At 49.9% G+C, this 18,915-nt stretch carries 16 protein-coding genes and 3 pseudogenes; 16 read left to right on the forward strand and 3 right to left on the reverse strand.

The window, feature by feature from the left end:
• The first annotated feature begins 4 nt into the window (after window positions 1–4).
• The 7 genes from bcfC to NA624_RS05120 all read left to right on the forward strand — a co-directional run bounded on the left by bcfC (window position 5) and on the right by NA624_RS05120 (window position 6,673).
• Window positions 5–2,626, forward strand: coding sequence for a fimbrial usher BcfC (gene bcfC / locus NA624_RS05090; protein ID WP_001245842.1), 2,622 nt, complete (start codon window positions 5–7; stop codon window positions 2,624–2,626).
• Window positions 2,627–3,634: a fimbrial protein BcfD gene (locus NA624_RS05095; RefSeq protein ID WP_000701256.1), complete on the forward strand. Its 1,008-nt coding sequence runs from the start codon at window positions 2,627–2,629 to the stop codon at window positions 3,632–3,634. It begins immediately after the preceding gene.
• On the forward strand, window positions 3,635–4,180 hold the full coding sequence (locus NA624_RS05100; protein ID WP_001082038.1) for a fimbrial protein BcfE: 546 nt from the start codon (window positions 3,635–3,637) through the stop codon (window positions 4,178–4,180).
• Window positions 4,181–4,195: 15 nt separating this feature from the next.
• The gene (locus NA624_RS05105; RefSeq protein WP_001243232.1) at window positions 4,196–4,714 is read left to right on the forward strand and encodes a fimbrial protein BcfF; all 519 of its coding nucleotides are present in this window, start codon (window positions 4,196–4,198) and stop codon (window positions 4,712–4,714) included.
• Window positions 4,680–5,411: a fimbrial chaperone BcfG gene (gene bcfG, locus NA624_RS05110; protein WP_001135032.1), complete on the forward strand. Its 732-nt coding sequence runs from the start codon at window positions 4,680–4,682 to the stop codon at window positions 5,409–5,411. Before NA624_RS05105 ends, bcfG begins: the two co-directional genes overlap by 35 nt.
• Before the next feature lie 64 nt (window positions 5,412–5,475).
• Window positions 5,476–6,321 carry a DsbA family protein gene (locus NA624_RS05115; protein ID WP_000291397.1) on the forward strand — a complete coding sequence of 282 codons (846 nt, stop codon included), beginning with the start codon at window positions 5,476–5,478 and terminating at the stop codon, window positions 6,319–6,321.
• A gap of 67 nt (window positions 6,322–6,388) precedes the next feature.
• Window positions 6,389–6,673: a hypothetical protein gene (locus tag NA624_RS05120; RefSeq protein ID WP_000558466.1), complete on the forward strand. Its 285-nt coding sequence runs from the start codon at window positions 6,389–6,391 to the stop codon at window positions 6,671–6,673.
• Window positions 6,674–6,794: 121 nt separating this feature from the next.
• Here NA624_RS05120 and NA624_RS05125 read toward each other — a convergent pair.
• Window positions 6,795–7,188: pseudogene (locus NA624_RS05125) on the reverse strand (transcriptional regulator).
• An 822-nt stretch (window positions 7,189–8,010) separates the two neighbouring features.
• Between NA624_RS05125 and NA624_RS05130 the strand changes: the two are divergent.
• Window positions 8,011–8,190 (forward strand): annotated as a pseudogene (locus NA624_RS05130) (arylsulfatase); the annotation flags it as partial.
• Between the two features lie 207 nt (window positions 8,191–8,397).
• Here the strand turns inward: NA624_RS05130 and NA624_RS05135 are convergent.
• Window positions 8,398–8,694, reverse strand: a complete 297-nt coding sequence (locus NA624_RS05135; protein ID WP_001542932.1) for a 5'-nucleotidase C-terminal domain-containing protein — start codon at window positions 8,692–8,694, stop codon at window positions 8,398–8,400.
• A gap of 455 nt (window positions 8,695–9,149) precedes the next feature.
• On the opposite strand from NA624_RS05135, the gene NA624_RS05140 reads away from it, so the two are divergent.
• The 8 genes and pseudogenes from NA624_RS05140 (at window position 9,150) to nhaR (ending at window position 16,814) form a co-directional block, all read left to right on the forward strand.
• Window positions 9,150–9,914: an outer membrane protein OmpK gene (locus tag NA624_RS05140; RefSeq protein WP_000052612.1), complete on the forward strand. Its 765-nt coding sequence runs from the start codon at window positions 9,150–9,152 to the stop codon at window positions 9,912–9,914.
• Between the two features lie 20 nt (window positions 9,915–9,934).
• On the forward strand, window positions 9,935–11,428 hold the full coding sequence (locus tag NA624_RS05145; protein ID WP_000754364.1) for a sulfatase family protein: 1,494 nt from the start codon (window positions 9,935–9,937) through the stop codon (window positions 11,426–11,428).
• A 103-nt stretch (window positions 11,429–11,531) separates the two neighbouring features.
• Complete coding sequence (locus NA624_RS05150; protein WP_001189142.1) at window positions 11,532–12,728, forward strand: anaerobic sulfatase maturase; 1,197 nt, start codon at window positions 11,532–11,534, stop codon at window positions 12,726–12,728.
• 17 nt (window positions 12,729–12,745) lie between these two features.
• Window positions 12,746–13,999 carry an IS1/IS1595 family N-terminal zinc-binding domain-containing protein gene (locus NA624_RS05155; protein WP_000457885.1) on the forward strand — a complete coding sequence of 418 codons (1,254 nt, stop codon included), beginning with the start codon at window positions 12,746–12,748 and terminating at the stop codon, window positions 13,997–13,999.
• Window positions 14,000–14,117: 118 nt separating this feature from the next.
• A complete protein-coding gene (locus NA624_RS05160) occupies window positions 14,118–14,375 on the forward strand; it encodes a hypothetical protein (RefSeq protein WP_000528978.1) in 258 nt (85 codons plus the stop codon).
• Window positions 14,297–14,524: pseudogene (locus NA624_RS05165) on the forward strand (aryl-sulfate sulfotransferase); the annotation flags it as partial. The gene NA624_RS05160 and the pseudogene NA624_RS05165, both read left to right, overlap by 79 nt.
• Before the next feature lie 162 nt (window positions 14,525–14,686).
• Window positions 14,687–15,853, forward strand: coding sequence for a Na+/H+ antiporter NhaA (gene nhaA, locus NA624_RS05170; RefSeq protein ID WP_000681340.1), 1,167 nt, complete (start codon window positions 14,687–14,689; stop codon window positions 15,851–15,853).
• 61 nt (window positions 15,854–15,914) lie between these two features.
• Window positions 15,915–16,814 (forward strand): transcriptional activator NhaR, encoded by a 900-nt coding sequence (nhaR, locus tag NA624_RS05175; protein WP_000062872.1) that lies wholly within the window; start codon window positions 15,915–15,917, stop codon window positions 16,812–16,814.
• 54 nt (window positions 16,815–16,868) lie between these two features.
• Here nhaR and NA624_RS05180 read toward each other — a convergent pair whose 3' ends face one another.
• The gene (locus NA624_RS05180) at window positions 16,869–18,908 is read right to left on the reverse strand and encodes a glycoside hydrolase family 31 protein (RefSeq protein ID WP_001116448.1); all 2,040 of its coding nucleotides are present in this window, start codon (window positions 18,906–18,908) and stop codon (window positions 16,869–16,871) included.
• Window positions 18,909–18,915 lie beyond the last annotated feature (7 nt).

An 18,915-nucleotide genomic window follows, 5' to 3' on the forward strand; every position in this document is an offset into this window, starting at 1 on the left:
TGTTATGCGTAATCAGCTTTTCATGACGCGATATTACTCCAGCGTAGCTAAACCCGTATTAACCCCGCTGGCGTTGGCTATCGCACTGGCGCCTGCGCCGGGGTGGGCGGAAAACTATTTCAACCCGGCATTTCTGTCTGACGACCCGTCTGCGGTGGCCGACTTATCGACCTTTTCCCGTAATGCCCAGGCGGCGGGAATGTATCGCGTTGACGTTTACCTGAACAATACGTTTCTCGCGACCAGAGACATAGCCTTCCAGGCGGTGAAAACGACGGGAAAAAGCGCGCCCACCGATGACAGCGGATTACGCGCCTGCCTGACGCCTGAAATGCTTAAAAATATGGGGGTAAACACCGGGGCGTTTCCACTGTTGGCGAAGGCGGCGGCGGGAAGTTGCCCGGATCTCGCCAGTGCGATACCGGCCGCCCGGCCCCGCTTTGATTTTGCGCAGCAACGTCTCGACATTAGCATCCCGCAGGCGGCGATGGTTGCCAGCGCCAGAGGCTATATCCCACCGCAATACTGGGATGAAGGTATTAACGCGTTGCTATTGAATTACACCTTTACCGGCGCGAATAGTCAGGATCGGAGCGCAGGCGGCAGTGCGGAGAACAGCTATTTTCTTGGATTGAATAGCGGCCTTAATCTGGGGGCCTGGCGGTTACGCGACTACTCCACATGGAACGCGAATAGCGGCGATCAGAATAGCGACAGCGACTGGCAGCACATCAGTACCTATCTGGAACGTGATGTGGTCTTTTTGCAGGGAGAACTGACGGCAGGCGATAGTTATACCCCCTCCGCATTATTCGACAGCATTCCTTTTCGCGGTCTACAACTGGCGTCTGACGACAATATGTTGCCAGACAGCATGAAAGGCTTCGCGCCGACCATTCACGGCATTGCCAGAAGCAACGCGCAAGTGACCATTCGGCAAAACGGCTACATCATCAATCAGCGCTATGTGCCGCCCGGGGCATTTACTATTAATGATCTCTATCCCACCGCCGCCAGCGGCGATTTGACTGTGGAAGTCAAAGAGTCCGACGGTTCTATTAATCGCTATAACGTGCCCTATTCCGCCGTGCCGATTCTACAACGAGAAGGGCGGCTGAAGTATGCGGCGACGGTGGCGGAGTATCGCAGCGATAGTAGTCAAAAAGAGAAGGTGAAATTCAGTCAGGCGACCTTGATATGGGGGTTACCGCATGGTTTTACGCTGTATGGCGGAACACAACTTTCCAGTCATTATCACGCGCTGGCGATCGGCAGCGGCGCAAATCTGGGCGACTGGGGCGCGGTGTCGCTGGATGTCACCCAGGCTACCAGTACGCTGGCGGATAATAACACCTACCAGGGGCAATCGCTGCGTTTCCTGTATGCCAAATCGCTTGCACAGTCAGGAACCAATTTACAGCTTATGGGCTATCGCTATTCAACCTCGGGCTTTTACACGCTGGATGATACCACGTGGAAACGGATGAGCGGCTATGACGATGACAGTCGGACTGACAGCGATAAAAGCAGGCCGGAATGGGCGGATTATTACAATCTTTATTATACCAGGAGGGGGAAAGTACAACTCGATATCAATCAACAGCTAGGCGGGTTGGGATCGCTTTTTATTACCGGCAGTCAGCAAAGTTACTGGCACACTGATGAAAAGGATTCTTTGTTGCAGGTGGGATACAGCGATACGCTGGCGGGTATTGCATGGAGTGTTTCTTATAACAATAACAAATCCGCAGGCGATGCGGAGCGCGATCAAATTTTCGCGCTGAATATCTCGGTGCCGCTAAGTCAATGGCTGCAACACGATGATGAGGTTACGCGCCATCACAATGTTTACGCTACCTTTAGCACCAGTACGGACAAACAGCATAACGTTACGCAGAATGCGGGCCTTAGCGGCACACTGCTGGACGAAAACAATCTTAGTTACAACATACAGCAAGGTTATCAGAATCACGGTATTGGCGAAAGCGGCTCCGCCAGCCTGGAATACGATGGGGCGAAAGGCAACGCCAACATTGGCTATAACGTTAGCGATAACGGCGATTACCAGCAGGTGAATTATGGCCTGAGCGGCGGCCTGGTGGCGCACGCGCATGGAGTGACGCTAAGCCAGCCGCTGGGCAATACCAATATTTTGATTGCCGCGCCGGGCGCAGCCAACGTCGGCGTTGTCGACCAGCCGGGTATTCATACGGACGCGCGTGGCTATGCGGTGGTGCCGTATGCGACAACATATCGCCAAAACCGTATGGCGCTGGACGTTAACTCGATGGCTGATGATGTCGATATTGATGACGCGGTGACTCGCGTTGTGCCGACCGAAGGCGCGCTGGTTCTGGCCCGCTTTAAAGCGCGAGTCGGCGCGCGTGCCCTGGTAACGCTGAATCATAACGGTAAGCCTGTACCCTTTGGCGCAACGGTGACGGTGAATGATCGTCATGCGGAGGCGATTGTTGACGAGGCCGGGGAAGTCTATCTTTCCGGGTTGTCAGCGCAAGGCATTCTGCACGTTCGCTGGGGGAACCTGCCGGATCAACAGTGTGTCGCGTCCTATCATCTCTCTTCCTCCCGTCAGATTCTGAGTCGACAACATGCGGAGTGTCATTAAATGAAAATACCTCTTTTATTTGCTCTGCTGGTGGGAAGTGTCGTATCGCAGTACGCATTCGCAGACGTGTGTAAAAACGTTAACGGTGTACCTTCCAGTATTAATTACGATTTAACGACCACTCTGACGGCAGAACAAAACCAGGTGGGAAAGACGGTTCAACTGGAAAAAAGCCAGGAAGTTAATGTACAGGCGGTGTGTCCCGCCGGCGCGGCGACCAATAGCCAGACTTATCGCTCCTATGTGTCGCCATATCCGATCGTAGAAACGAGCGGTAACTGGAAATATTTAAAGCTGGACCCGGACTATCTTGAAGGCGGAATGCGAATTGAGGATTCTTCGGCGGGCGATATCTATCCGCCAATGAACAATGTCCTGATGGGATATGATGAAAATGTGAAAGCGGGTCAACCGTTTTACGTTCGTGACTCAAATCTGGAGTTTCAGCTCAAAATTGTTAAACCGTTCGTCGGCACGGTGAATATTAGTCCTAAGACTATGTTCAATGTTTATGTCATGACCGCCGCAGGCGATCCGCTGACAGATGTCGTGTACAGCATTCTTTATAGTGGAACGGTGACCGTACCGCAAAGCTGCGAAATCAACGCCGGACAAACGATTCTGGTGAATTTCGGCGCATTGTACAGTGGCAATTTCAACCATGCAGGCCAAAAGCCGGAGGGGGTACGAGCGAAAAAATTTAGCGTACCGGTAAAGTGCAGCGGCCTGGATTCGCAGGTCAATTTAACAATGCGCCTTATCGCTACGCCGGATAGCCACGTTCCCCAGGCTATCGCTTCGGATAATGCGGATGTCGGCGTAGTGGTCGAAACCGATGAAGGAAACGCGCTTATCCCCAATGATGCACAGAGCGTCGCGCCTTTTATCACCGATAGCGCCGGACGCGCTAACATCACATTGCAGGCCTACCCGGTAAGTACAACAGGCGAAACGCCAGCGGAAGGGGCGTTTACCGCACTGGCCAGCCTGCGAGTGGACTTTGACTAAATGAACAGATCACACTGCGCTCTTTTTGCCATGGGACTGATGCTGTGTCCACAAATCAATGCCAGCGCTGACGACCTCGCTTATAACCTCGAATTTACCGGCACTATTGTGGCGCAAACCTGCGACATAGATATTTCCAGTCTCAGTCAAAGTATTGATTTAGGGCAGTTTGCGGTCGGCGATTTTCCTTCGACGGGAACAACGACAAAATTTAAGCCCTTTAATATCAACCTCAAGAATTGTTCCCGAGGAATTGCCGGGGCGAAGATCTGGTTTACCGGCGAACCCGATCCGGACAATCCCGCGCTACTGGCGATAACCGATACCGGAATGGGAAGCGGAAACATGTTAGCAAGCGGGGTTGGGGTGGAAATTCTGAATGATGATCAGGATACCATCAGTATCAATAATGCCGACTCGGTGGTCTATCCGTTGAAAGCCGGACGCAACACGCTGTCTTTTTATATTCGCTATAAATCGACCCGGCCGACGGTCACGTCCGGGAACGCGACGGCGGTCATGTATTTCGATATGCAGTATGAATGAGGAGCCATCGTAATTATGCGTAACGATATCCTGTACGGCATCGGGATGCTGCTGGCGGCATCCGGCGTCCAGGCGCACGATGGCCGGGTCTATGTCTCCGGAACCATCACGGACAATACGTGTTCGCTCTCTCCAGGCTCGGAAAATATTAACGTGGCGATGGGAGCGGTTTCTCAACGGCAGTTTTATCGCGCAGGCGACGGTTCTGCATGGCAACCTTTTGCTATCGATTTACAAAACTGCGGCAGCACTGCCAGCGGCGTAACGGTCAGTTTTAGCGGTGCGGCGGACAGCCGTAATACGGATTTATTGGCGCTTACCGCAGGGGAAAGCGACGCTTCAGGCATTGGGATTGCGCTTTATGATCAAAATAAAACCTTAATCCCACTGGGGCAGGAGAGTGATGTGGTGACGCTCAGTCCGGGCCAGGCGTCGGCGCATCTGCAATTTTATGCGCGTTATCTTGCTGATGGCGGCGCGGTAACGCCCGGGGACGCCAATGCCTCCGCAACCTTCATTCTTGCCTATGAATAAGTTCTTTTTACGCTGCGCGATATATTGGTGCTTGCTTCCCATATCATGGGCGCAGGCTGGCGTGGTGATTGGCGGTACTCGCTTTATCTATCATGCGGGCGCCCCGGCATTAAGCGTACCGGTAAGTAACCATTCAGAAGCGTCCTGGTTAATTGATACGCATATTTTACCTGGTGGCCGCTGGCCAGGAACCAAAAACGAAGGGAATATCACGCCCTTCGTGGTCACGCCGCCATTATTTATGCTTTCAGCGCGCCAGGAAAACTCAATGCGGGTGGTTTATACCGGCGGACCGCTACCCGCCGACAGGGAAAGTCTGTTTACCTTGAGTATCGCCGCCATTCCCTCCGGTAAACCGGAGGCGAACCGTGTACAAATGGCGTTTCGTTCGGCTTTAAAATTGCTCTATCGCCCTGAGGGACTCGCCGGCAATCCGCAGCAGGCCTACCGGCATCTGATCTGGTTGCTTACCCCTGATGGCGCGACGGTACGCAATCCGACACCCTATTACGTTACGCTCTTTTTATTACGCGCTAACGAGCGCGCCCAGGACAACGCCGGGGTCGTGGCTCCCTTTGCAACGCGTCAAACGGACTGGTGCCGGCACACGGTTCGCTGCACTGTGCGCTGGCAAAGTATTAATGACTATGGGCGGGTAATGCCAGCGCAAACCGTGGATCTGACGCGTATTCATTAACCTATTTTTCAGGCGTCTCCCGATAGCGGGAGGCTTTCCGATCTTATCGAACGAGACTTTTATTATGTATTATCACGCGTTAAAACTTTCCCGACTGGCGATGTTGACGTTGGCAGGCGTTGCCGTATCCGCCTCGGCAATCGCCGCCGATTCTGCCCCGACGTCGCAAATTGGTCCGACGGCGGAAGCCTACATCGTCAGTCATCCGGATAAAGTGGGAGAGGTGGTGGCAACGTATTTGGCCGAACATCCGGAATTTTTGGTCGCCGCCAGCGAGACATTGCATCAGCGTCAGCAGATTGCGCAACAACAGGCATATGTTCAACTGGCATTACAGTATCGTGCTGAGTTGCTCAGTAGCAGCAGTCCTTCCGTTGGGCCCAACGAGGCAAAAGCGGTGGTGGTGATGTTCTTTGATTACCAGTGCTCGTGGTGTAGCAAAATGGCGCCTGTGGTCGAAAACCTGATTAAGGCGAACCCGGATACCCGGTTTATTTTCAAAGAGTTTCCTATTTTTTCCTCCCGCTGGCCGGTATCCGGACTGGCGGCAAGAGTCGGCGAACAGGTATGGCTTACCCAGGGTGGGGCGAAATATCTCGACTGGCATAATGCGCTTTATGCCACAGGGAAGGTGGAAGGCGCGTTAACGGAACACGATGTCTACACCCTGGCGCAACATTATCTAACGCCGACGCAGTTGGCCGCCGTAAAAGAAGCGCAAAGCAGCGGTGCAGTACATGATGCGCTCCTCACTAACCAGGCACTGGCGCAGCATATGGATTTTAGCGGCACGCCTGCTTTTGTCGTCATGCCTCAGACGCAAAACGGTGATGTAAAACGGGTGACCGTGATCCCGGGAAGCACGACTCAGGATATGTTGCAAATGGCGATTCAGAAAGCGAAGGGATAGTGTTCACTTGTCGGGAAGCGAAAGCTTCTCGTTATTAACCGCCACCAGAAGTGCAGGAAGGCTTATTATGCATGTCAGACACTATGTGGTGCCCGCGTTGTGGTTGCCGCTCATGGTTATCGGTGCGGCGCAGGCGGGAAGCCAGATACGGTTTCAGGGAACGGTTGTTGAAGCAGGATGCTGGAATGAGACGGGGGTACTGGAAGTGCGTTGCCATCGGCAGGACGGTATTGAGCGCCATATTATCGTGGAGAATATGACTACGTCGATCGCTTCACCGTATGCGATGGTGGAACCTCATTACCTGGATGAGGACAAACAGCTGGCGCTGCTGCGGATTATTTATGACTGAACATAGTATGCACATCTGAAGGAGGCATAATAACGGTGGTTAAGTGCTCCGTTGCTTAAAAACAGAGATGATAACCACCGAAAATATCCGCTTAGTGATCGCCTTATCTTCTCGTACAGCGCTAGAGGCGTATTGGAAGATAAAATAAGGCGAGCATCGCCAGAAATATAGAAATGATTACTGCGATGATATTTTTATGTCGGTATGGTTTTTTACAGGTATAGGGCTGGGGAAGGTCGCTTGTATCAATAACGATCTTTTCATTTATTTTTATACCATGCCTCGGTAAGGTCATAAGTAATTCCTGTAAACCTATTTTTAAGATTGGGGCGTAATAGATAAATTGGCTGTGTCAGGTTAGTATCGCTGATAAATTTGCCCCGTTCCCCCCAAACGGCGTACGCAACACCTTCACGGATAATCAATTCATGATGTGCGTTTTCTATTAAATAGCTCAGGCGCCGGGCCCGCATAAATGCTATTTTGAACGCTGCATTACTGCTCAAAGACGTGATTTTTCTTAATCATTTATTGTAAATAAACTCATTATTTATTTTATGCTGTCTCATGATTACTCCATTTGTGCTTTCAGGCCATGATATCCCACTTGTTCCGTATAGTCAGCATCGTTGCAACGTGTCCGCTATGCTATGAGCAAGGATAGGTTGGGGCGACAGGCCTGAGAAATCAACTGTCATTAAATTGGCTAAATTGTTTAAGTGAAATAAATGTTATTGTTTTTGTGTTCTTTTTATAAGCATGTTGATCCTGTTTTATCAATATTTAATGAGGTATGCATATAACGCGTCGTTTAAGGATTCTTAAACCATTTTTTTGAGCGACAAATAATATGTGTGTCATTATTTTTTATTCAATTGATGAGAATTGTCTGTTGTGATTCATTAATTTGAAAATGCGGTTGGTCACAAAAAAGGACATAAAAATAATATTTTGCTGCCGTTTATGTTTAATTTTATTAAGTGTTGCTATGATTTTAGGTTAAGCATTTTTTATGTGCTTGAATGATAATTTATGTTACCTGGTGTAACGTTTATTTCGGCCTATTGGTCGGTCTTATGGATGCTATAGGATATAGGTAAAAAGAACTAAATAAATATTCGATGATGACTTGCTTTCTCAGGGTGAAATTTTATGAGTTAATAGCGGTATAAAATATTTTTATGATTTTTTTGTTATTGCGTTATACGTAGTGACTATGCTGCACATCTTCAGAATATTACGTTGGACGGGCAGAGAAATTGCCTCTGCATTGCAGAAGTCTCATAACGTATAGTCTGGAGATCATTATGTACGTAAATTAACAGTCCTCACTCGTCATGCCTGTACCAAGAGCGCTGATGAATCAGAAAATTGATACCGATAACGCGATGGTGCAAAACCATAACGCCATATACCAACAGCTCCTCGACCAAATTCGTGAGGACAATACATATAAACATGCCGTTATTACCCTTAATCCTTATGGCACCGCGCCGTTAAGCCTTTATCCTGGTGTCTGAGTTGAAAGCAGCGAACCGGGTATCGTGGAGTTTCTGGTTTTTGACAACGGTAATTACCGTTCCCGCGAAGATAATATCAATCTGCCGCCATCGGATAACGACCGCATGAGAGTTGTTTTATTTATTGATGTCGTCAACACGCATGGTGTGATCCGGAACGATATTATTGATATGTTCCATATAATCAGCAATTTCCTGCGAGGTTTACAGCCCTTTAATGCCTTTGACATTTTTACCTTTCGTGAAGTCAAATCCGCCACGGCCTTTACCGATAAAGGAATCCAGTGCGACGGTACTGAATGTACTGTCTGCGACCTGTTTACCTTTGATATCAAATTTGACAATACGCTGTACCAGCGGTTTTGTGTTGTAGTGTTTGAATTTGGCCGTTTTCGACACATGCTGCATGCCGTTCTTCGGATCGGCTGCATGAGACATCATCGCCTTCAGAGCGTTACCGCTAATTTCCACGCTCATTACGTCGTTAGTAAAAGGATACATACTTAGAACATCACCGATCAGGTAATCATCGTCATATCAATAATGGTGTGATGGAGGGCACCGTTGTAGTGATGGCTGAGCTGGCAGGTTTTCAGGTATTGCTTACAGCGATAGAGTTGCACTCCTGAGGGGGAAATGACCGTTTCGGATCCCTCCCTGAGTTACGGAACAGCGGGGCAAATCACATCAATCTTTGTTATCAGTTATCCAAAAGGTAAAGCTTAGTACAACACTAAATCTGCGGTATGACCTAAAAAGATGAAGTGTTGATTTAATAATAAACATTGAGTTATTTTTTATAAAAAAACATTTCTCGACACATTATTTTTAAATACTTTTATCCTGCGTGATGTGAGATTTATATCACTATTCTATAACTAGATTTGGTTAAACTTTGACACCGGAGTAAAACATATTCATTGATGAATAAAATATAACTATGGGAAATATATTCAATGTCTCTGATAAAGCGAACAGTATTATTTAGTCTCTTACTTACAATATCTACTGTTTTTAGCCATTCTGTACATGCACTGGAATATAAGAATTCATTTGGATCAATTAATGCCGGTTATGCTGACTGGAATAGTGGATTCGTCAATGTACATCGTGGGGAGGTGTGGAAAGTAACTGCTGACTTTGGTGTCAACTTCAAAGAGGCAGAATTCTATTCATTTATTGAAAGCAACGTGTTAAATCACGCTGTTGCTGGAAGAAATCATACTGTTTCTGCCATGACTCATGTACGACTCTTTGATTCAGATTATACTTTCTTCGGCAAGATATATGGTCAATGGGATAACTCATGGGGCGATGACCTCGATATGTTTTATGGAGCGGGGTATTTAGGTTGGAGCGGGAGTTGGGGGTTCTTCAAACCCTATATTGGTCTGCATAATCAATCTGGTGATTATGTCTCGCAGAAATATGGGCAGACAAGCGGCTGGAATGGCTATGTTATTGGCTGGACTGCAGCCTATAATTTTAATTTATTTGGTGAAGATTTTGTTTTATCTGACTGGAATGAAATCGAACTAGATAGAAATGACGCTTATACGGAGCAGCAATTCGGTCGAAATGGATTAAATGGTGGATTAACACTGGCATGGAAATTTTATCCCCGCTGGAAAGCTACTGTGACATATCGTTATTTCGCGAACAAACTAGGTTATGACGGATATGGAGACCAGATGATTTATATGGTCGGATATTCATTTTAAATAAAATCAAAGGAGTTGAAATGAAAAAAACAGTCATTGCCAGCATGATTGGACTGGCGCTTTGTGCGACAAGTACGATATCTGTCGTGCACGCGGCTGCCGAAAAACGCCCGAACTTGGTTTTTATTGTGGCAGATGATCTTGGCTATGGTGATTTGGCGACTTACGGTCACCAGATAGTGAAAACCCCGAATATTGACCGCCTGGCGAAAGAAGGGGTCAAATTCACTGAATACTATGCGCCGGCTCCTTTGTGTTCTCCTTCCCGCGCCGGGATGTTAACAGGCCGTATGCCCTTCCGCACCGGTGTACGCTCCTGGATCCCTGAAGGTACTAATGTTTCTATTGGACGTAACGAATTGACCATAGCCAATCTGCTGAAACAGCAGGGTTACGATACCGCGATGATGGGTAAACTGCATCTCAACGCCGGGGGCGATCGTACCGATCAGCCGCAGCCGAAAGAGTTAGGTTTTGATTACTCGCTGGTGAACCCGGCTGGCTTTGTGACCGATGCTACGCTGGATAATGCCAAAGAGCGCCCGCGTTACGGCGTCGTTCACCCAACCGGCTGGATGCGTAACGGCAAACATATTGATCGTGCCGATAGCATCAGCGGCGAATTTGTCAGTTCTGAAGTGGTGAACTGGCTAGATAACAAGAAAGACGACAAACCGTTCTTCTTATACGTTGCCTTTACGGAAGTTCACAGCCCGCTGGCCTCGCCGAAAAAATACCTCGATATGTATTCACAATACATGAGCGAATACCAGAAGCAGCATCCCGATCTGTTCTACGGCGACTGGGCGGATAAACCGTGGCGCGGTACCGGTGAATATTACGCCAATATCAGCTATATGGATGCGCAAGTCGGTAAAGTACTGGATAAAATTAAAGCGATGGGGGAAGAAGATAATACCATTGTCATCTTCACCAGTGATAACGGCCCGGTGACGCGTGAAGCGCGTAAAGTCTACGAGCTGAACCTCGCAGGCGAGACTGACGGTCTGCGCGGACGTAAAGATAACCTGTGGGAAGGCGGTATTCGCGTTCCGGCAATTATCAAATACGGTAAACACATTCCACAGGGCGTCGTTACCGATACGCCGGTGTATGGTCTGGACTGGATGCCGACGCTGGCGAACATGATGGATTTCAAACTGCCGACTGATCGTACATACGACGGGCAATCGCTGGTTCCGCTGTTGGAGCAGAAAACGTTAAAACGTAATAAGCCGCTGATCTTCGGTATTGATATGCCGTTCCAGGATGATCCGACCGATGAGTGGGCGATCCGCGACGGTGACTGGAAAATGATCATCGATCGTGAAAATAAACCTAAATACCTCTATAACCTGAAAAAAGATCGGTTCGAAACGCTGAACCAAATTGGCAAACAGCCTGAAATTGAAAAACAGCTGTATGGCAAGTTCCTGAAAATGAAACAGGACATCGATAACGACTCATTAATGAAAGCCCGTGGCGACAAACCAACGCCGGTGACCTGGGGCTAAAAGGATAATTATAAAAAATTAAGTATGCCACTTAGGGCTCTGCCCGCCTGATTCAGCGCCCTCGTGCTGAGTCAGGTTCTTTTATTTTAGGGATACGGAAAATATGCAACGGAAAAGCTGTCAGGTAATGATCAAACCGACCGGGTCGGTGTGTAATCTTGATTGTAAATATTGCTTCTATCTGGAAAAGGAAATGCTCTATCCCGATAGAAAAAACCATTACAAGATGACGGAAGAAACGCTAGCGTTGTTTGTGCAACAGCATATTGCGGCGCAGGACGTAGATGAAGTGATTTTTGCGTGGCAGGGTGGGGAACCGACGCTGATGGGGCTGCCATTTTACCGCCAGGCGGTAGCGCTCCAGCAACGTTATGCTAATGGAAAAGCCATCGTTAATACTTTTCAGACCAATGGCATTCTGATTGATGATGAATGGGCAAGATTCTTCAGGGCGCATGACTTTCTGGTTGGTATTTCGATTGATGGCGATGCGGCGCTGCACGACGAATGGCGGGTAACTCGCGCAGGGCAACCTACCCATCATAAAGTTGAACAGGCGATAAAATGCCTGGCGAGTCATGGCGTTGAATTTAATACTCTCACGGTGGTGAGTCAGAGCAATATGCTACACCCGCAGCGGGTTTATGCGTATCTGAAATCTATCGGCAGCCGCTATATGCAGTTTATTCCGCTAGTGGAAAGAGCGGCAAATAAAGACGGAATGCTGGCGCATCCGCAGGACGAGAAAACCGCAGTAACCCCCTGGTCAGTGGACGGATTACAGTTTGGAAAGTTCCTGAATGCCATTTTTGATATCTGGATCCGCGAAGATATTGGTGATATCGGCATTCAACTCTTTGAACAAACGCTGGCGGCATGGTGTGGACTCCCCCCTCAGGTTTGCGTTTTTGCGCCCGTTTGCGGTAGCGCTTTTGCAATGGAAATGAATGGCGATGTGTATAACTGCGATCATTTCGTTTACCCGCAATATAAGCTCGGCAATATTAACGACACGCCGCTGCGTCAGATGAATAATAGCGCGCAAAACCAGCAGTTTGGTCTCGATAAAAGCCGCACGATGGCGCAGGAATGCCATACCTGCCCGTGGCAATTCGCCTGTTATGGCGGTTGCCCTAAACACCGCTTTTTGCCTTCGGCTTGCGGACCGATGAAGCAAAACTATCTTTGTGCCGGCTATCAGTGCTTTTTCTCTCATACCGCACCGATGATGAAAGCGATGAAAACCCTTTACGTAAATAACCTGTCACCGGCGGAGATCCGGTCTGTTTTTTTTAAGTAATGCTCAAGGAGGAACGCATGTTTGCCAATATTAATGTGGACTGCTGTAAAACGCCGGGATGTAAAAATCTGGGCGTGTTGAACAGTCCGGATTATGTCCGCCAGGGAAAAGATGTTCTTTGTCGGGAATGTGGTTTCCTGTTTCCTGTTATTTCCGCTGGGGCGTTAAATCTTTTTCGCCACACGGTAAACCGGGGATGGAAAGGCCTGGTCAAACAGTGTCCTGCCTGCGGCAGCACCTCATTAAAGAAATACGGCTTCTCGACTCAGGGAGAACACCGCATGGCGTGTAGTCAGTGTCGGAAAACGTTCATCGTCCCCGAAAAGGCAAAAAGCGATTGCCGACAGGACGAGCTGGCAACCCTAATTGAGGAAGGGACATCGCTTGCCGGGATCCGCTCACAGCTGAAATTAGACAGCACAGGCCTTAACCGGGCGCTGTTTAAACTATCCCGTAATGCAAACCTTGCGGAGCGATGCCAGCAGTTTCCGGCCTTCGATATCGCACTCAGCACCCGCGCTTTCCGGGTGAACTATAACGGTGGAGACAGCAGCCTGTATGTTCTGGTGACGGCAGAAGAACAAAGCGGAAGGGTGGTGGCGATTTCGTCAAATTATTCAGCACAGCCGCTGGATAAAGCCTGGCAGTATCAGTCGTATTATGAAGAACGGCTACCTCCGGGAACACTGGCGCATATGGTGCAACGTAAGGAAGCGATTACAGCGCGCCGCGAAACTTTATTTGATATCGATTACGGTCCGGCCTCGTTATATAAGAATGACTCCGGAATGATCGTAAAGCCGGTGTTGCCTGCCTACCGCCATTTTGAACTGGTGCGGATGCTGACGGACGAACGCTCCTTAAACGTTCAGCATTACCTCGATCATGAATGCTTTATTCTGGGGGGATGCATGATGGCGAACATGCCGCATGTCCATCAGGGCCGTTGCCATATTTCATTTGTCAAAGAACGCGGTACGACGCCGCTGCAAAAAGATATTCCGCCACGCCTGTTTTTAAGCGGCGGTATCCGTAACAATGTCTGGCGTACTTTTTCTACCCGCGATTATGCTATGGCGGTGTGTAATCTCACCGGTAATAAAAAAATTACCCAGCAACGTTATGCTACGTTACAAGGCGCGACGGCGTTCATTAATTATCTGTATGCGCATCCTTTTTTGGCGCAGCTTAATCGTCTGTCACCGGCAAATGTGACGGCAACGCTGGATTATCTGAAGTATGAATATAATCAATCCCGTAAGGTCGGATAACGCATCGCATGCCGTGTGATAGAGCTGAATCGATGGCTTTTGATTATCAGCCCAACCCTCTCCAGCGTATCTATTTCGTTGTTCCAGCAAGGAACGACAACGATATACTGGAGAGATCATGGGGCCGTTCAAACATCAAAAGAATACGCTTCTTGGCCCGTGTCTTGCCGTCAATCAGAGGATTGATAAGCAAAATGCGATGGTGCTCAACCATACGGCGATTTATGAGCACAGCCTCAGCCAGATTACAGAAAGTAATACAGTACAAAATGCGTTGATTATTCTTAATCCGTTTATGGCCGCGCCATCTCTTGCCAGCCTGGCGAGAGCGATATTATCGATCCGCAGGCGGGCAGTGAGGCGATGGGGCTGCTAATTTTACAGGAGATTGCGCCTACGGAGAAAACCGTGCTTTTTGAAGCGACCATGACGTCAGGTTACTACAAAAACGCGGAAACGAACGGGGAAGGCTATCGCTACGATATTACCAGTTTCCGGGTGTATAAAATGGATCTGTACGCGTAGCGGTCTATCATCAATAACTGACTGCACTAAAAAGGTCCGGCGTAAGTCGGACTTCATTTCGTAAAAAACGAGCTATTCATCATATATAATCTAATTTTAACGATGAGTCAGGCGAGGTAAGATAGTAGATTCGAAGAATTCACCTGATTGAGAGAATAAAAAGTGAAACATCTGCACCGATTTTTTAGCAGCGATGCCTCTGGGGGCATCATTCTCATCATCGCCGCTGCGCTGGCTATGCTGATGGCCAATATGGGCGCGACCAGTGGATGGTATCATGATTTTCTGGAGACGCCGGTTCAGCTACGGGTTGGGGCGCTTGAAATCAACAAAAACATGCTGCTGTGGATCAACGATGCGCTGATGGCCGTGTTTTTCCTGTTGATTGGTCTGGAAGTTAAGCGTGAACTGATGCAAGGCTCGTTAGCCAGTCTGCGCCAGGCCGCTTTTCCGGTGATTGCCGCCATCGGCGGGATGATTGTACCGGCATTGCTCTATCTGGCCTTTAACTACTCCGATCCGGTCACTCGCGAGGGCTGGGCTATTCCTGCCGCGACGGATATCGCCTTTGCGCTGGGCGTGCTGGCGCTGTTGGGCAGCCGGGTTCCGCTGGCGCTGAAAATATTCCTGATGGCGCTGGCGATCATCGATGATCTCGGCGCCATCGTTATTATCGCACTGTTTTATACCAGCGATCTTTCCATCGTCTCGCTGGGCGTGGCGGCGTTCGCGATTGCCGTGCTGGCGCTGCTGAACCTGTGCGGCGTCAGACGGACTGGGGTATATATTCTGGTCGGGGCAGTGCTGTGGACGGCGGTACTGAAGTCCGGCGTTCACGCGACGCTGGCTGGCGTCATTGTCGGTTTCTTTATTCCGCTGAAAGAAAAACACGGTCGCTCGCCGGCGAAGCGTCTGGAGCATGTTCTGCACCCGTGGGTCGCGTACCTGATCCTGCCGCTCTTCGCTTTTGCGAATGCCGGCGTTTCTCTTCAGGGCGTCACGATTGACGGTCTGACCTCCATGCTGCCGTTGGGAATTATTGCCGGTCTGCTGATTGGTAAGCCGCTGGGGATTAGCCTGTTTTGCTGGCTGGCGCTGCGTTTCAAGCTGGCGCATCTGCCGCAGGGGACCACTTATCAGCAAATCATGGCGGTCGGCATTTTGTGTGGCATTGGCTTTACGATGTCCATCTTTATCGCCAGCCTGGCATTTGGCAATGTCGATCCGGAACTTATTAACTGGGCGAAATTGGGCATTTTGATTGGTTCATTGCTCTCCGCAGTGGTGGGGTATAGCTGGTTGCGCGCGCGTTTGAACGCGCCGGCATAACCAGTACGAAGGAAAGGGGGAGCGATGTATCGCTCCCTTGCGACATTGAACAGGGAGAGGAATGAGCATGTCTCATATTAACTACAACCATCTTTATTACTTCTGGCATGTCTATAAAGAAGGTTCTGTCGTGGGTGCCGCAGAGGCGCTTTTTCTGACGCCGCAAACCATTACTGGTCAAATTAAAGCCCTGGAAGAGCGTTTACAGGGGAAGCTATTTAAACGTAAGGGACGCGGTCTTGAACCCAGCGAACTGGGCGAGCTGGTTTTTCGCTATGCGGACAAAATGTTTACGCTAAGCCAGGAGATGCTGGATATCGTCAATTACCGCAAAGAATCAAACCTGTTGTTTGATGTCGGCGTCGCCGATGCTTTATCCAAGCGTCTGGTCAGCAGCGTTCTGGATGCGGCGGTGGTGGTGGACGAACCCATACATCTGCGTTGCTTTGAGTCGACGCACGAAATGTTGCTCGAACAGCTCAGCCAGCACAAGCTGGATATGATTATCTCCGACTGCCCGATAGATTCCACGCAGCAGGAGGGGCTATTCTCAGTCAAAATCGGCGAATGCAGCGTCAGTTTCTGGTGTACGAATCCGCTTCCCGAAAAAGCGTTTCCTGCCTGCCTGGAAGAACGACGGTTGCTGGTGCCGGGACGGCGCTCGATGCTGGGGCGTAAGTTGTTGAACTGGTTTAATTCGCAGGGGTTGCAGGTTGAGATCCTCGGTGAATTTGATGACGCGGCCTTAATGAAGGCGTTTGGCGCGACGCACGATGCGATTTTTGTGGCGCCGAGCCTTTATTCGCTGGATTTTTATGCCGATGAGTCGGTAATAGAGATTGGGCGCGTGGAGAATGTCATGGAAGAATATCATGCGATTTTTGCCGAAAGAATGATCCAGCATCCGGCGGTGCAGCGTATTTGCAATGCGGACTACTCGGCATTGTTTAAGCTTCAGTAGACATACCTACCGTAATACTTCCGGCTGCGGTACTAGCCCGCAGCCGGAGTCATTCTACAAATTCAGTAGGCTGCGGTACTGCCCACCTTCGCGGATAAACACCGGAATTCTGTTCAGTGGCGTAGCGTACTGCAGTGTTTGCCCTCCTGAATAGCTTTCACCGGTCGCAAGATCCGTCCATGTTTCCCCTTCCGGCAGCCAGATATCACGTTCGCGCATACCTTCATGCATGACGGGGGCGATCAGCAGGTCAGGACCAAAACAATACTGGTCGGTGATTGCCCAACTTGTTTCCTGTTCGGGGAATTCAAAGAACAGGGGGCGCATCACTGGCGTATTGTGCTTATGGGTTTCCTCCATCAGCGCTTTGATATAGGGCTTGAGTTTTTCTCGCAACGCCAGGCAATCTGTCAGTACGTCGCATACTTCCTCACCGTAGCTCCAGACTTCGTTCGGTGCGCCGGTCGGGCACTGGGCGATACCATCCCGGTACGGTTGTGCGGGTAAAATTTGCGGATCGCGGTTGCCGTGCAGACGCATCACCGGGCTAAAGACGCCCCACTGGAACCAGCGAATCAGCAATTCATGGAATTTCGGGTCGTGAATATTACCGCCATGAAAACCGCCGATATCCGTCGTCCACCACGGTATCCCCGCGATTCCCATATTGAGTCCGGCGGCAAACTGGTTGCGTAGCGATCTAAACGAGGAGTGAATATCACCTGACCAGACCAGCGCGCCGTACTTCTGACTGCCGGCCCAGGCGCAGCGTAGCAGGTTGATAACCTGGTCTTCGCCATCGGCTTTCATGCCGTCAAAAAAGGTTTTAGCGTACATACGTGGGTAGATATTGCCCACTTCCAGTACCGGCCCGGCGTGGTAGCGATAGTTGTCGTAGTCGTAAACGCTGAACTCAGGTTCGGCTTCATCTAACCAGAATAGCTTCACGCCTTTATCGTAATAGTTGCGTTTGGCTTTGCCCCAGACGTAGTCGCGCGCGCCCGGATGAGTCGCATCAAAGTAAGTGGTATTGCCGAGGAAATCCATATTGATCGGCAAGCCACGTTCCGTTTGTACCAGCCAGCCGTTTTCGCGCATCTCCCGATAGCTTTCGGTACGGTTATCTACCGTCGGCCAGACGGAGACCATCAGCTCAATTCCCAGCGATTTCAGCTCGGCAATCATGGCATCAGGATCGGGCCAGTCGCGCGCATCGAACATCCAGTCACCCTGATTCGGCCAGTGAAAGAAGTCGATAACGATCACTGAGATAGGCAGATTGCGACGCTTATATTCGCGGGCGACCTCCAGCAGCTCTTCCTGCGTACGATAACGGAGTTTGCACTGCCAGAAGCCCATGGCGTAGTCCGGCATCATCGGCGGTGTGCCGGTAGCCAGCGCGTAAGCCCGGCTAATTTCTGCCGGGGTATCGCCAGCCGTGATCCAGTAGTCCAGCTGTTCGCTGACCTGCGCTTCCCATTCGGTAACGTTTTGGGCAAAGGTTACGCGTCCGACTGCCGGATTGTTCCATAAAAATCCGTAGCCCAGACTGGAGAGCATAAACGGTACTGAGGCCTGGGAGTTACGTTGCGCCAGCTCAAGCACGCATCCTTTGAGATCCAGGTTGGCCTGTTGATACTGCCCCATACCATAAATTTTTTCCCCTTCGGTGGCTTCGAAGCGGGCTTTCAGTGAATATTTCCCACCCTGAATAGGGCGGAACTCGCGTCCCTCAAGGTTGAGTGCGCTGACGTACTGGCCGTGAGATGATTCATCCTCGCCAATTTCGCCCCGCAGGCGCCAGAACTCCTGCAACAGGGGTTTGTGTGGATGGCGGTAAAAGGTAACTTGTCCTTTTTGATTGACGATAGCGATAATTTTGCCGTTGGTCAGCGTTGCCTGGTGGTGCTCATAATCAATGTGGCACTGACTTTCTGCGACTGGCTCAGTCAATGCCCAGTCTTCATTTCTCATTACCGGCAGATGACGGCCGCTGCGTACGCGCAGGCTGTTCTCGCCCCAGGGTTCAATCCATAAATAGCGATCGTTTTGCTGCCAGACCAGACGACGCGGGTCTTGTTGCATAAATGGCATGGTGGTG

It is taken from the genome of Salmonella sp. NW38, assembly GCF_051807745.1.
In the GTDB taxonomy this organism is placed as follows: Bacteria; Pseudomonadota; Gammaproteobacteria; order Enterobacterales; family Enterobacteriaceae; genus Salmonella; species Salmonella enterica.

Bases quoted from the DNA above. Each gene is read 5' to 3' on its own strand.
- bcfC (WP_001245842.1), top strand. From the start codon at position 5: ATGCGTAATCAGCTTTTCATGACGCGATATTACTCCAGCGTAGCTAAA.
- NA624_RS05095 (WP_000701256.1), top strand. From the start codon at position 2,627: ATGAAAATACCTCTTTTATTTGCTCTGCTGGTGGGAAGTGTCGTATCG.
- NA624_RS05100 (WP_001082038.1), top strand. From the start codon at position 3,635: ATGAACAGATCACACTGCGCTCTTTTTGCCATGGGACTGATGCTGTGT.
- NA624_RS05105 (WP_001243232.1), top strand. From the start codon at position 4,196: ATGCGTAACGATATCCTGTACGGCATCGGGATGCTGCTGGCGGCATCC.
- bcfG (WP_001135032.1), top strand. From the start codon at position 4,680: ATGCCTCCGCAACCTTCATTCTTGCCTATGAATAAGTTCTTTTTACGC.
- NA624_RS05115 (WP_000291397.1), top strand. From the start codon at position 5,476: ATGTATTATCACGCGTTAAAACTTTCCCGACTGGCGATGTTGACGTTG.
- NA624_RS05120 (WP_000558466.1), top strand. From the start codon at position 6,389: ATGCATGTCAGACACTATGTGGTGCCCGCGTTGTGGTTGCCGCTCATG.
- NA624_RS05135 (WP_001542932.1), bottom strand. From the start codon at position 8,694: ATGTATCCTTTTACTAACGACGTAATGAGCGTGGAAATTAGCGGTAAC.
- NA624_RS05140 (WP_000052612.1), top strand. From the start codon at position 9,150: ATGTCTCTGATAAAGCGAACAGTATTATTTAGTCTCTTACTTACAATA.
- NA624_RS05145 (WP_000754364.1), top strand. From the start codon at position 9,935: ATGAAAAAAACAGTCATTGCCAGCATGATTGGACTGGCGCTTTGTGCG.
- NA624_RS05150 (WP_001189142.1), top strand. From the start codon at position 11,532: ATGCAACGGAAAAGCTGTCAGGTAATGATCAAACCGACCGGGTCGGTG.
- NA624_RS05155 (WP_000457885.1), top strand. From the start codon at position 12,746: ATGTTTGCCAATATTAATGTGGACTGCTGTAAAACGCCGGGATGTAAA.
- NA624_RS05160 (WP_000528978.1), top strand. From the start codon at position 14,118: ATGGGGCCGTTCAAACATCAAAAGAATACGCTTCTTGGCCCGTGTCTT.
- nhaR (WP_000062872.1), top strand. From the start codon at position 15,915: ATGAGCATGTCTCATATTAACTACAACCATCTTTATTACTTCTGGCAT.
- NA624_RS05180 (WP_001116448.1), bottom strand. From the start codon at position 18,908: ATGCCATTTATGCAACAAGACCCGCGTCGTCTGGTCTGGCAGCAAAAC.